The sequence below is a fragment of the Pontibacter lucknowensis genome (assembly GCF_900156415.1).
GTDB classification, from domain to species: Bacteria; Bacteroidota; Bacteroidia; order Cytophagales; family Hymenobacteraceae; genus Pontibacter; species Pontibacter lucknowensis.
The window spans coordinates 245,344-258,388 of record NZ_FTNM01000002.1 but is presented as its reverse complement, the minus strand read 5'-3'; the positions used below and the strand labels follow the sequence as shown (position 1 = coordinate 258,388).

Sequence of the window (13,045 nt, the reverse complement as noted above, 5' to 3'; positions counted from 1 at the left end):
CCAAATGATACAGGGCCTCTCTCTTTATAGCATTACCTAATTAGTAGATCGTAGGATAAGCCTTCGGATCAGCTTCGTGCATGATCTCGTATACCGCCTCAAACACATCCTCCGGATTCGGCTTAGAGAAGTAGTCGCCATCAGATGAGTACGGCGGACGGTGTGCATGCGCCGACAAGCACTGCGGCTTGGAATCCAGGTAACGCCAGGCGCCCTGCTCGTCCACTACCTGCTGCATCATAAAGGCCGTTGCCCCACCTGGCACGTCCTCATCGGCAAACAGTACGCGGTTTGTCTTGCGAATGGAGTCCGTGATCATGTGCTCCAGGTCAAACGGCAACAAAGACTGCACGTCTATTACCTCAGCTGATATACCAAACTCCTCAAGCTGACGGGCTGCATCCATCACGATGCGGCACATAGAGCCGTAAGTCACGATGGTGATATCAGTGCCTTCCTTCAATACTTCCGGCTTGCCTAGCGGCACAGTAAACTCACCTACGTTGCTAGGTACACGCTCTTTCAGGCGATAGCCGTTGAGACATTCAATTACCAGCGCCGGCTCGTCAGACTTAAGCAGTGTGTTGTAGAAACCTGCCGCCTGCGTCATATCACGCGGCACTAACACATGCATGCCTCTGATGCTGTGCAGGATCATGCCGATCGGAGAACCGGAATGCCAGATACCCTCCAGACGGTGACCACGGGTACGCACGATCAACGGTGCCTTCTGGCCACCTTTGGTACGGTACTGCAAACAGGCCACGTCGTCAGACAGGATCTGAATAGCATATAATAAGTAGTCGAGGTATTGGATCTCTGTGATCGGGCGCAGGCCACGCAGGGCAGCGCCTATACCTTGACCGATGATCGTACACTCGCGTATACCTGTATCGGTGACACGCAACTCTCCGTGCTTCTCCTGCAGACCGGCAAAAGCCTGGTTCACGTCACCGATGCGGCCAACGTCCTCGCCAATGGCGAACACTCGTGGATCACGGGCCAGCATGGCATCAAAGCAGGCCTGCAGCACCTCACGGCCATCTACCACAGGAGCATCCTCGGCAAACTCAGGTTTGATTTCCTCTACTAAGAGAGCAGCCTCTTCAGACTGGCTATATAAATAAGAGTTGAAACGGTCCGCATTTTCGCCCATGGTCTGCTCCAGCCAACCTACCAGTTCACGCTTGGCCTGGTTGTTTTCGTCGCGCACGTAGCGTAACACCTTCCGTACCGCTCTCACAGCATCGCTGCGAATAGGAGTCGATGTCTTGCGAAGCTCTTCTGTAATGGTGGCGATCTCGGTGATGTGCTCACTGGCCGCTGCCAGGTTATCCATCAGCTTCAGAGCCTCTTCGTGATCGGCCTTGATGCTGTCTGCAAAAGCGGTCCAGGCGGCAGTACGAGCCTGGCGCACGGCTTCTTTGGCTTCATTTTCAATCTGATCAAGCTGGTCAGTAGTTGCTATCTCATTAGACAGCATCCACTCGCGCATCTTCACGAGGCAGTCATACTCTGCTTCCCAGGCCAGACGGTCTTTCGATTTGTAACGCTCATGGGAGCCCGAAGTAGAGTGTCCCTGCGGTTGTGTTACCTCTTCCACATGCACCAATACAGGCACATGCTCTTCGCGGCACACCTTTACGGCTGCTTCATAAGCTTCGCAGAGGGCGGCATAGTCCCAGCCTTTCACTTTAAATATCTCGTAGCCCTGCTCCTCGCGGCTGTTGCGCTGGAAACCGGCCAGAATTTCAGAAATACTGCCTTTGGTAGTCTGGTACTCGGCCGGCACCGAAATACCGTAGCCATCATCCCATACCGACACCAGCATTGGCACCTGTAATACGCCGGCTGCGTTGATGGCCTCGAAGAACATGCCTTCTGAGGTGGAAGCGTTACCGATCGTACCGAAAGCCACCTCGTTGCCATTCACTGAAAACTGCTGCATCCCCTGCAAATCAGGATTCTGACGGTACAGCTTAGAGGCATAAGCCAGACCTACCAGGCGAGGCATTTGCGATGCAGTAGGTGATATGTCAGAACTGGAGTTTTTCTGCTCCATCAGGTTTTTCCAGTTGCCCTCCTCATCGAGGAGGCGGGTACCAAAGTGCCCGTTCATGGCGCGACCGGCCGTAGAAGGCTCTGCCTCTACATCGGTATGCGCATATAATTGAGCAAAGTACTGCTGGAGCGTCAGCTCGCCGATGGCGAACATAAAAGTCTGGTCACGGTAATAGCCAGAGCGAAAATCGCCATTCTGGAAGAACTTGGCCATGGCCAGCTGGGCAACTTCTTTGCCATCGCCGAAAATACCGAACTTGGCTTTACCCATAAAAACCTCCTTGCGGCCGGCAAGGCTCGCATGGCGGCTCTCCCACGCAATGCGATAGTCGTTGAGTATTTCCTGAGTGCTTAGTCTTTGAGTTATAGATGCTTCAGCAGTTTGCATGTCTTGTCTGTAAAAGCTTATTATGGATTTTCTCTTCAAAAGTACAGAAGATTAGCCTAAAATCAAATTAGGGCCCTTCTGCCGCCTAATCAGGCATAGGAATTGTTGCTGTTTTTTGTCAAAAGATTTTATATCTTTGTTTGTTTGCAGAACCTCTTTTTACTTTCGCAAAATTTCTTTACTTCGCATTATGAACAGAAAATTTTACTTCCTTACATTCCTTAGCCTTCTGTTGGCTGGTTTTTCAGCCCAGGCGCAGGGCGAGCTCAAGTTTGAGAAAGAGACGCACGACTTTGGCACATTTGCCGAAGGTGTGATTGCTTCTTACGAGTTTGTAGTGAAGAACGTAGGCGACAAGCCTGTGGTTATAGCGCAGGTACAGCCATCTTGCGGCTGCACCACACCGGAGTGGACCAAAGACCCGATCATGCCAGGCAAAACAGGCGTAATTAAGGCAATGTACAACAGCAACGGCCGTCCCGGACCCTTTCACAAGTCTATTTCTGTGATCTCAAACGCTGCTACACCTCAGGCTGTTATCTTCATTAAAGGAGAGGTTGGACCAAAAGATTTAAAAACTAGTTACACGCCGGAACAAAAAGCAAACTCACCGCGTTTGGCTGTTGGAACTACTTCACACAGCTTCGGAAAACTTGAAAAAGGACAAAAAGCGGTGGCAAAGTTCACAATCAAAAACACAGGTCGGCAGGACCTTGTAGTGCAGGGTGTGAAGTCAAACTGCAACTGTGTAACCTATAAAGTTTCGGAACCAGCATTAAAACCGGGACAGCAGGCAACTTTGGAACTAACCTACATTCCTACGATGTTAAAGGAGCAAAATGAGGTAGTAACCATCGTTTCAAATGATATTGTAATGCCAGACCTGAAGCTCACGCTGAAGGCAAATGTAGTAGAGAGTCTGGCTCAAAAGAATATGTTAAGGGAGGGCAATCAGCCGGTACCTTTCAGATAGTTTTTTTCATAGTTTTATTTTGTACTAATGGCAGTGATTTTATCACTGCCTTTTTTCATTTTATACCTTTTGGTTCTGGCATTGGGGAATAAGCAGGATACAATTTGGAAGCATCCCCATCATTCACTACCCGATCGTTTGGTCAAGTCCGTCTGTCGCGCAGGACCATAGCCCCCCTATCCTATTCCAAATCCCTTTAAATCAACCGTGTGCAAATGTTTATACAATCTTAAAGCAGGTTTCTTGTTTATCCTTTTATTTCAAGATAGATATGGTATATTTGCGCAGCTTTTCCAATATCTAATACTATAAGAAAGAACGACATGATTATTGGTGTTCCAAAGGAAATCAAGAATAACGAAAACCGCGTAGGCGTAACTCCTGCCGGCGTGGTGGAACTGGTGCGCAATGGCCACACTGTGTACGTACAGGCTACTGCCGGCGAAGGCAGCGGCTTCCCGGATGATATGTATACCCAGGCTGGCGCTTCTATTCTGCCTAGCATTGAAGAGGTATACGGTATCGCTGAGATGATCATCAAGGTGAAAGAGCCGATTGAGTCGGAGTACAGTCTGATCAAAGAAGACCAGTTGCTGTTCACCTATTTCCACTTTGCTTCATATGAGCCGCTCACGCACGCTATGATCAAGCAAAAAGCGGTTTGCCTTTCTTACGAAACGGTAGAGCGCGCTGACAGAAGCCTTCCATTGCTGGTGCCTATGTCAGAAGTTGCCGGCCGCATGTCAATACAGGAAGGTGCCAAGTACCTGGAGAAACCACTGAAAGGCCGTGGTATCCTGCTGGGTGGCGTACCAGGTGTGCGTCCTGCCAAGGTGATGATCCTGGGCGGTGGTGTGGTTGGTACCAACGCAGCCAAAATGGCTGCAGGTATGGGTGCTGACGTAACCATCCTCGACACGAACCTGGCCCGTCTGCGTTACCTGGACGATATCATGCCAGCCAACGTGAACACCTTCATGTCTAATGAATACAACATCCGCGAACTTCTCCCTACGCACGACCTGATCATTGGCGCTGTGTTGATCCCAGGCGCTAAGGCTCCTCACCTGATCACACGCGACATGCTGAAGGAAATGCGTCCGGGTACTGTAGTGGTAGACGTAGCTGTTGACCAGGGCGGTTGCATCGAAACCTGCAAGCCGACTACGCACGAGAACCCAACTTACATCATCGACGATGTAGTGCACTACTGCGTAGCCAACATGCCAGGTGCCGTTCCTTACACTTCAACACTGGCACTTACCAACGCTACCCTGCCTTACGCCATTCAACTGGCGAACAAAGGCTGGAAGCAAGCTTGCGCAGACAGCAATGAACTGAAGCTTGGCTTGAACGTAGTACAGGGCAAAGTAGTGTACAAAGGTGTGGCAGAAGCCTTCAACCTGGAGTACACAGACGTTAACTCTGTTCTTTAATTAAGGTATAGCCTTTCTATAAATGGAGCGCCTTCCTGAACTGTTCGGGAAGGCGCTCCTGTTTTGTGCAGACTATCGTAAAGCGCACCATTTTCGGTATCTTTGTGTTCCAATGCCGGCATGTCTCTCCACAGAGACAGCCATGATGCTAAGATTCTCTTATTTAACAGATGTTTGACAATTCATTTCAAGTGCTGCTGCGGCGCCTGGGGCTTGTTTTTCTGCTCTATACCTTGCTGCGTGCCGTTTTCTTCGTCTTCAACTTTGATCACTTTGCCGAAGCCTCTGCCGGGCAGGTCGCATTGGCCTTTGTGCACGGATTCCGCTTTGACGTAGCGGCACTGGTGATCATAAACTCCCTGTTCATACTGCTGTCGCTGCTACCCCACGGTAACCTGCAGCACCCGGCCTACCAACGCGTACTTCAGTGGCTGTTTGTGCTCACCAACGCACCATTTATCGCCCTGGCACTCGTCGATGTAGAGTTCTTTAAGTTCATAGGCAGGCGATCAGGCAATGAGGTGTTCACCATTACAGGCGATGTACTGGGGCAATTAGGGCAGTTGGCCAGCTATTACTGGTACATGGGCCTTGTCTTTGCAGGCCTGGTCTTCGCAATCATCAAGTTATACCCAAAGTCCGCTTCTATACCTGGCCAAATACCCGTGCTATGGCTGCGCTACCTGCGTCTGCTGTTGGTAGCTGGTTTTGTAGTGTTGGGTATACGGGGCGGTATACAGCTAAAGCCATTGCGCCCGGCACACGCTTTTGTGCACGAGCATGCTTCATTGGGGCACCTTTCGCTTAACACCCCTTTTACTTTTATCAAGAGCATAGGCAAAACCACTTTAGAGGAAAAACACTTTTTCGCGTCGGACGAAGAAATGCTGGCCAGTTTGCCAGTTAAGCCCGGCAGGTATGCTATACCTGCCGGGGAACCGCTTCAGGAAAATGTGGTGCTGGTCATTCTCGAAAGCTTTGCCTCCGAGTATGTAGGAGCTCTGAACAACGGCGTGGGCTATACCCCTTTTCTGGATTCGCTGGCCAGTGAGGGACTTCTGTTCCGTAACAGCTTTGCCAATGGCCGCAAGTCCATTGAGGCGCTGCCTTCCATCCTGTCGGGGCTGCCCTCGCTCCTGCCTGACCCTTACATCACCTCCCCTTACCAGTCCAACACGGTATACAGCGCCGGGCATCTGCTGCGAAACGCTGGCTATACAACTGCCTTCTTCCACGGCGCGATTAACGGTACCATGGGTTTCAATCAGTATACCCAAATGGCAGGTATACAGCACTATTATGGGTTGGATGAATATCCTTCAGAGCTCCGGGCAAAGCATTTTGACGGCAACTGGGGTATCTTTGATGAGCCTTACCTGCAGTACACGGTGCAGGAGATGAGCACATTCCCTCAGCCCTTCTTCAGCACTGTCTTCACTCTCAGTTCACACCAGCCTTATACCGTGCCTGCCCAGTACAAAGGCAGGTTCCCAAAAGGCGAACTGGAAATACACGAGTCTGTGGGTTATGCTGATTATGCCTTGCGGGAGTTTTTCAAGACGGCTTCCCAGCAGCCCTGGTACGAGAACACCCTGTTTATACTGGTAGCCGACCATACCCAGAAAAGCATACGACCGGAGTACCAGCAGGAACTGGGTTATCATCGGGTACCACTCCTACTGTTTCATCCGGCAAAAAAACTGAAGGCTGATGTGCAGAAGGTGACGCAGCATGCCGATATTCTGCCAACGATAGTGGATTACCTGCAACTGCCAGGCGATAAACTGCTTCTCTTCGGCCAGTCCGTGCTCGACAGTACCGCAACGGGTCATGCGCTCATTTACAATGGGATATCGTACTACCTGGTGCAGCAGGATGGTGTGGCTGAGTTAACGGCATCGGACGAATTACGCTTCCATACTTTCCCGGAACTGGCACCTGCCGAACAGGCAAATACTGCACATGAACAGCAACTGAAAGCTTATGTGCAGTACTTCAAAAACAAAATGGTGGCCAACGACCTGTATTTCTGGCTGCAGAAAAAGTAAGCTGGAAACACCCAAAAAAGCGATTTTTGTAAACCCTAAGCGCTATACCTCCACTCCGGAAGCCGGTGGTATACCTTGCAACGGTGTAAACTGCCGCGTCTCGAAATTCACTTCCCAGCAGTAGTGTTCCATACCATTGGTGATGACTACATAGCGGGCTTGCAGCACCTGATTATAGACTGATACCTGTTTCACGACATCCTGCGTAATGGGTACATGCGCAGCCTTGCACTCGACGAGCAGATAAGGTTTGCCTTCCTGATCGTACACACACATATCGGTGCGTTTCTGCAACTTGTTGTAGGTGGTGCCCCGTTCAATACTGATAAGGCTTTTAGGATAGCGGTAGGTCCCGATCAGGAAATGCACGAAGTGCTGACGAACCCACTCTTCTGGCGTAAGCAGCACATATTTGCGGCGAAGCGCATCAAATATCATGACATTAGCGCCAGAATGCTTAATTTTGTAATCAAATGTCGGTAAGTTCAGCATTTCCATACCGCAATTTACCAAATTTACAGCCTCCGCCCCAGCAAACTCTCCCTTGCCAAGGCGGCTTTTTTATATCTAATTACTTATATTTAAAACATGAAGAGCAAAGAAGAAATTGTAGGCGACTGGTTACCAAGGTATACCGGTGTGCCTTTAGATGAATTTGGCGAGTATATCCTGCTCACGAACTTTATCAATTATGTGCGTATGTTCGCCGACCGCTTCGGCGTGGAGATAAAAGGCCTTGACAAACCGATGCAAACGGCCACGGCCAATAACATCACCATCATCAACTTCGGTATGGGCAGCGCCATGGCGGCCACCGTGATGGATCTGCTCTCAGCCATCAAGCCGAAGGCAGCCCTTTTTCTGGGCAAGTGCGGCGGTTTGAAAAGAAAGACAGCTATCGGTGACCTGATCCTCCCAATTGCGGCTATCCGCGGCGAGGGTACGTCCGATGACTACCTGCCACCAGAAATCCCTGCTCTGCCGTCTTTCCGCCTGCAGCGAGCCGTGTCATCTATGATCAAGAAGCACGAAATGGACTACTGGACCGGTACCGTGTATACAACCAACCGCCGCGTGTGGGAGCACGACGAGGACTTTAAAGAGTACCTGCGCCAGATCCGCGCCATGGGCATCGACATGGAAACCGCTACCATTTTCACTGTGGGCTTCATCAACGAAATCCCGCATGGTGCCCTGCTGCTCGTGTCGGACAACCCGATGATTCCGGAAGGTGTGAAAACCTCTGAAAGCGACAAACTGGTAACCACTAATTATGTAGAAAAACACCTCAGTATAGGTATAGACTCCCTGATCGAGCTGATCAATTCGGGCGAGTCGGTGAAACACATGCGTTTCGAATAAGCAGATACATGAAAAAAACACTACGTTCCTTTGCAGCCACTGCCCTGCTGGGCCTCATCCTTCTGAGTAGCTGCAACACCACAAACACCGGCAGTGAGTCGGTTGACCTGATCGTGTACAATGGCAATGTGTACACCGTGAACGAGAACTTTGACCAGGCTGAGGCCTTTGCCGTGAAAGATGGTAAGATCGTGGCAGTGGGCACGACAGCCGACATGCGGTCCAAGTATAGCGCCACCGAAGAGCTAGACGCCGAAGGTAAAACCATCTATCCCGGCCTGATCGACGGACACGCGCACTTTTTCCGCTATGGTTTGGCACTGCAGTCGGCTGACCTGGTAGGGACTACCTCTTTTAAAGAAGTGGTGCAGAAAGTAGTGGCCCAGCAAAAGGCCTACCCGGAGGCAGACTGGATTACTGGCCGCGGTTGGGACCAGAACGACTGGGCGGTGAAGGAATTCCCGACAAAGGACACGCTGGACCAGCTCTTCCCTGACACACCGATCATCCTTACCCGCATTGACGGCCATGCTGCGCTGGTAAATCAGAAAGCCCTGGATTTGGCAGGCATCACCCCACAAACTAAAATGGTGGGTGGCCTGGTGGAAGTAGAAGGCGGCAAGATGACCGGTATCCTGATCGACAATGCGATTGACAAGGTGACGGCTGTTATACCTGAAGCCGACGAGCAGGAGCAGCGTCAGGCGCTGCAGAATGCTGAAAAGAATTGCTTTGCAGTGGGCCTTACCTCCGTAGCCGATGCCGGACTGGATAAATCCACTGTGGACCTGATGGACGCCATGCACAAGAGCGGAGAGCTGCAGATGCGTGTGTACGCCATGATGAACCCGGGCAAGGTAAACCAGGATCATTACTTTGCGAACGGACCTTACGAGACGGATCGTCTGAACGTGCGCTCTTTCAAGGTATACTCTGATGGTGCACTGGGTTCCCGTGGTGCCAACCTCCTCAAGCCCTACAGCGATAAGCATGGTCACTACGGCTTTTTGCTGGCCTCTGAACAGGAGTTCCGCGACATTGCCAAGCAACTGAATCAGCATGGTTTCCAGATGAACACCCACGCTATTGGCGACTCTGCCAACCGCCTGCTGCTCGATATCTACGGCGAAGTGTTAGGTGGTAAAAACGACAAACGTTGGCGCATAGAGCACTCCCAGATCATCAACCCGGCGGACATGGACAAGTTTGGCAAGTATAGCGTGCTACCATCGGTGCAGCCTACGCATGCCACATCGGACATGTACTGGGCCGGTGATCGTTTGGGCAAGGAGCGCATCGCACATGCCTACCCTTTCAAACAACTGCTAGACCAGAATGGCTATATGCCGCTCGGCAGCGACTTCCCGGTAGAAGACATCAATCCGGTATATGGTTTCCATGCAGCAGTGGCCCGTCAGGATGGCGAGAACTGGCCGGAAGGCGGCTTCCAGATGGAAAACGCCCTGAGCCGTGAGGAAGCTTTGCGTGGTATGACGATCTGGGCCGCGAAAGCTGCTTTCGAAGAAAAAGAAAAAGGCAGCATTGAGCCTGGCAAGTTCGCTGACTTCATCCTCGTAGACCGCGACCTGATGAAAGTTGCCAACGACCAGATGCGCGGCCTGCAAGTACTCCGCACCTACGTGAATGGGGTGCAGGTATACAAGAAGTAGAATTGTTGATTGATAAACGGGCTCTGTAGGAACAGGTCGCTACCTGTCCGAATCATGTACAACTAGCTTATCTGAATCAGGATTTTCAGGATTAAAGGATTGACAGGATTCTTAATTATGATTGTTTACAAGGTTAATCCTGTAAATTTTAAAATCCTGTAAATCCTGATTCAGACAATAAAATAAACGAAAACGGCAGCCTGATTGAGCTGCCGTTTTCGTTTTATACTCCTCTATACCTGGCCAGCTACTGCCTCTGCCTCCCCCTGGGGCTCCAGGGACTTTTTACCTTTGATGAGCGAAAGGAAGATCAGGCCTAGCACAAAGAAAATGATCAGGGCCAGGATGCTGTAGCGCATCGAACCGGTTACCTGCGCAACAGCTCCGTAAGCCAGGGTGCCGAGCATGATCGAAACTTTCTCGGTCACATCATAGAAACTGAAATAGGAAGCATGATCCTGTGTGGTGGCCGGAATCAGTTTGGAATAGGTCGATCGGGAGAGTGACTGAATACCTCCCATCACGGAGCCAACTACGGCTGCCAGGGCATAAAATTCATATGCGGTGGTAATAAAATAGGCCGCTATGCATATTCCAATCCAGATAATGACAGCGATGATCAGGGCTCTGATGTTGCCATACCTGGCTGAGAGTGCCGCAAAACCGTAGGCACCCGCAATGGCCACCAGTTGAATGATCAGAATGGTGATGATAAGGTTATCGCTTGGCAGTTGCAATTCTTCTATGCCAAACAACGTGGCCACATACATCACTGTTTGCACACCCATATTGAAGAAAAAATAAGCCAGGAGGTAACGTTTGAGCAGGTGCAGCTCCTTCACCTGATTTAGAACTTTCTGCAATTCCTTCACACCATTCAGGATCCAGCTGCCTTGTGGATTGCGTCTGTACACGTTGGCAGGCAGGTGGTAGAAAGTATACTGGGCAAAGCCGAACCACCAGATGCCTGTCGTCAGAAATGCTATGCGCGGCGGTAAACTTGTGTTTTCAGCGGCAATCCCAAACCAACCTGGTTGCAGGATCATGGCGAGATTAAAGAGCAGCAGGAGTACGCTGCCTATATACCCCATGGCAAAACCACGGGCGCTCAAGCGGTCATACTGATCTTCGGTGGCGATCTCAGGCAGATATGAGTTGTAGAATACGATACTTCCGGTAAAGCCTATGGACGCCAGCATGAACAGCACAACCGATATTGAAAAAGTCTCTCTTGTAAAAAAGAAGAGCCCGGCGCATGAAATGGACCCCATGTAACAGAACAGCTGCATAAACAGCTTCTTACGTCCACTGTAATCCGCAATAGCTGTCAGGAAGGGATTCATGAGCACGATCAGCAGGAAAGAGCCCGACACTGCATAGGAAAACAGCACCGAACTCTGAAGCTCCAACCCAAAGAAGCTTACGATGGTAGAGGCCGTTTCGGGGTGCTCGGATACCGCGCTATAGTAGATCGGGAAGATCGTGGAAATGATAACGAGCGAATAGACCGAGTTAGCCCAATCATAAACGCACCAGGCCCTGGTGATGGTAGGGTTGTTTTTTTGCATAGCTGAAATATAACAAAATATTTATTCAGCGTGAGCGTACCTTCAAATTCACTTCAGCTTTTGCCAGAATCTGCAGAATCAGATCCCACAAATGTTCGTAGGGCACAATCTCAATTTCTGCATAGGCATCCCCAGGAGCCGGTGTTTCCATCAGTCTCTTGTAAAGCGCCTCTCCTTTTGTACGGCAAGCCACTGCATCGTAGTCTTCTGTCACGGTGAGTACCAGCAGCTTTAAGAAAAGCTTGCTGCGTAAGCTAAAGGCATCTTTCAGGTGCGTGGAAACATATTTCTTAATACTCTCGATGCGGTAAAGCAGCGCCTCAGTCTCGCCTCTTTCCAGCAGGTATATGAACTGCAACGTAAGAATGGCCACATTGAAGCCCAGCTTATCTTTGCTGTACTCAGGCAGCGAAAGCAGGTATGGATTATTAGCCTCTCCTTCCGGAACAGCTGCCTGCGGATAAATCAGCCTGAAGTACGACCGGTACAGCATCCAGCGTTCTTTGGCAATGGTAGGAATGGTTTGCAAAGCACTGTTTTCGATTACTTGCTGCAGCAGTATATCCGCCAGATCATACCTTCGAGCGTGCACGGCTAACAGGAAATAGTTTTCCATATAGGCAAACCAATTTCGGGTAGACGGCTGATAAAGCCCGAGGTTTTCCTGCGCATACATCAGCCCATCACTCAACTGCTTTGCTCTCAGGTGAGCATACACCATGATAAAGTTGTTATAAGTCAGATCAAAGCGATGCGCGTTAATCTTATTCTGCTCAACCAATCTCAGTGCGTCGACTGTAATTGTAATAATATCCTTGAAATTACCCTCCAGTTCGTGATACCAGATAGAGGTTCTGTAAAAAGCATAATAAGCGCTGAACGTACCTGATTCTTGCCAAAGCTTTTCCAATTGAATTATTAAGAGTGGCAGTTGAGGCAAAAACTCCTTCCTGGTCTTGGTTGATTTGCGGAGCTGCATGTTTATATTCTGAAACATTGAAACTGCTTCCCGCTCATTTACAAAACGCTGCATTGTAAGTTTTAGATCTTCCTGAGCTGCTGTAAACTTCTTGATCAACCCCTGTTCAGCATAACTTAAGGTAAGTAATTCCAGAGCAGATACTTTCAAATCAATAAAATCAAACTCCTGGGCTAATGCCAGTGCCTTATTAGCTAAACTGATTACCAAATCAAACTCATAGCGAGCACGCACTATGTTAGCTTGATATATAAGACTGTTACATTGGATTTCCTTCTGTCTTACAAAGTTCGCAGTGACCTTTTCAGCATTTACATAATTCAATTCATTAAAGAGCTTCTTTTTAACCCTATGCTTCAGCATCTTATACCTTACATCATTTGGGCTCGCATTGTAAAGGTCTTTTGCAGCGTCCTCGTCTGATATATAATATCCAAGTTCAATCCCTTGGATAAATTTTTTCTCTTTAACACTTTGCTTAGGTACATCAAGCAACGCAGTCTCTGCCTGACTGCAGGAAAGAACAATATCAATCAGTTTTTTAATTTCTTTCATGCATA

The 13,045-nt window shown here is 49.6% G+C and carries 9 protein-coding genes; 5 read left to right on the top strand and 4 right to left on the bottom strand.

Annotation, left to right across the window (positions count from 1 at the left end; translation table 11 throughout):
- Positions 1-40: 40 nt before the first annotated feature.
- Positions 41-2,449, bottom strand: coding sequence for an alpha-ketoacid dehydrogenase subunit alpha/beta (locus tag BW972_RS07320; RefSeq protein ID WP_076421649.1), 2,409 nt, complete (start codon positions 2,447-2,449; stop codon positions 41-43).
- 190 nt (positions 2,450-2,639) lie between these two features.
- Between BW972_RS07320 and BW972_RS07315 the strand changes: the two genes are divergently transcribed.
- From BW972_RS07315 to BW972_RS07305, 3 genes are all read left to right on the top strand, one after another.
- Positions 2,640-3,422, top strand: coding sequence for a DUF1573 domain-containing protein (locus tag BW972_RS07315; protein WP_007655907.1), 783 nt, complete (start codon positions 2,640-2,642; stop codon positions 3,420-3,422).
- Positions 3,423-3,745: 323 nt separating this feature from the next.
- On the top strand, positions 3,746-4,858 hold the full coding sequence (gene ald / locus BW972_RS07310; protein WP_007655908.1) for an alanine dehydrogenase: 1,113 nt from the start codon (positions 3,746-3,748) through the stop codon (positions 4,856-4,858).
- 170 nt (positions 4,859-5,028) lie between these two features.
- Positions 5,029-6,906, top strand: coding sequence for an LTA synthase family protein (locus BW972_RS07305; RefSeq protein ID WP_076421648.1), 1,878 nt, complete (start codon positions 5,029-5,031; stop codon positions 6,904-6,906).
- 42 nt (positions 6,907-6,948) lie between these two features.
- On the opposite strand, the gene BW972_RS07300 is transcribed toward BW972_RS07305, so the two are convergent.
- A complete protein-coding gene (locus BW972_RS07300; protein ID WP_040574080.1) occupies positions 6,949-7,404 on the bottom strand; it encodes a type I restriction enzyme HsdR N-terminal domain-containing protein in 456 nt (151 codons plus the stop codon).
- Between the two features lie 90 nt (positions 7,405-7,494).
- Here BW972_RS07300 and BW972_RS07295 point away from each other — a divergent pair, with 90 nt between their 5' ends.
- Together BW972_RS07295 and BW972_RS07290 are read left to right on the top strand one after the other, a co-directional pair.
- Positions 7,495-8,268 carry an AMP nucleosidase gene (locus BW972_RS07295; RefSeq protein ID WP_007655911.1) on the top strand — a complete coding sequence of 258 codons (774 nt, stop codon included), beginning with the start codon at positions 7,495-7,497 and terminating at the stop codon, positions 8,266-8,268.
- Positions 8,269-8,276: 8 nt separating this feature from the next.
- Positions 8,277-9,938 (top strand): amidohydrolase, encoded by a 1,662-nt coding sequence (locus BW972_RS07290; protein WP_076421647.1) that lies wholly within the window; start codon positions 8,277-8,279, stop codon positions 9,936-9,938.
- A 233-nt stretch (positions 9,939-10,171) separates the two neighbouring features.
- Here BW972_RS07290 and BW972_RS07285 read toward each other — a convergent pair whose 3' ends face one another.
- Both BW972_RS07285 and BW972_RS07280 read right to left on the bottom strand, forming a co-directional pair.
- Positions 10,172-11,506 carry an MFS transporter gene (locus BW972_RS07285; RefSeq protein WP_076421646.1) on the bottom strand — a complete coding sequence of 445 codons (1,335 nt, stop codon included), beginning with the start codon at positions 11,504-11,506 and terminating at the stop codon, positions 10,172-10,174.
- Between the two features lie 25 nt (positions 11,507-11,531).
- Positions 11,532-13,040 carry a hypothetical protein gene (locus BW972_RS07280; protein ID WP_007655913.1) on the bottom strand — a complete coding sequence of 503 codons (1,509 nt, stop codon included), beginning with the start codon at positions 13,038-13,040 and terminating at the stop codon, positions 11,532-11,534.
- Between the last annotated feature and the right edge of the window lie 5 nt (positions 13,041-13,045).

Excerpts from the sequence above, each read along its gene's own strand:
- BW972_RS07320 (WP_076421649.1), bottom strand. The coding sequence starts at position 2,449 with ATGCAAACTGCTGAAGCATCTATAACTCAAAGACTAAGCACTCAGGAA.
- BW972_RS07315 (WP_007655907.1), top strand. The coding sequence starts at position 2,640 with ATGAACAGAAAATTTTACTTCCTTACATTCCTTAGCCTTCTGTTGGCT.
- ald (WP_007655908.1), top strand. The coding sequence starts at position 3,746 with ATGATTATTGGTGTTCCAAAGGAAATCAAGAATAACGAAAACCGCGTA.
- BW972_RS07305 (WP_076421648.1), top strand. The coding sequence starts at position 5,029 with ATGTTTGACAATTCATTTCAAGTGCTGCTGCGGCGCCTGGGGCTTGTT.
- BW972_RS07300 (WP_040574080.1), bottom strand. The coding sequence starts at position 7,404 with ATGGAAATGCTGAACTTACCGACATTTGATTACAAAATTAAGCATTCT.
- BW972_RS07295 (WP_007655911.1), top strand. The coding sequence starts at position 7,495 with ATGAAGAGCAAAGAAGAAATTGTAGGCGACTGGTTACCAAGGTATACC.
- BW972_RS07290 (WP_076421647.1), top strand. The coding sequence starts at position 8,277 with ATGAAAAAAACACTACGTTCCTTTGCAGCCACTGCCCTGCTGGGCCTC.
- BW972_RS07285 (WP_076421646.1), bottom strand. The coding sequence starts at position 11,506 with ATGCAAAAAAACAACCCTACCATCACCAGGGCCTGGTGCGTTTATGAT.
- BW972_RS07280 (WP_007655913.1), bottom strand. The coding sequence starts at position 13,040 with ATGAAAGAAATTAAAAAACTGATTGATATTGTTCTTTCCTGCAGTCAG.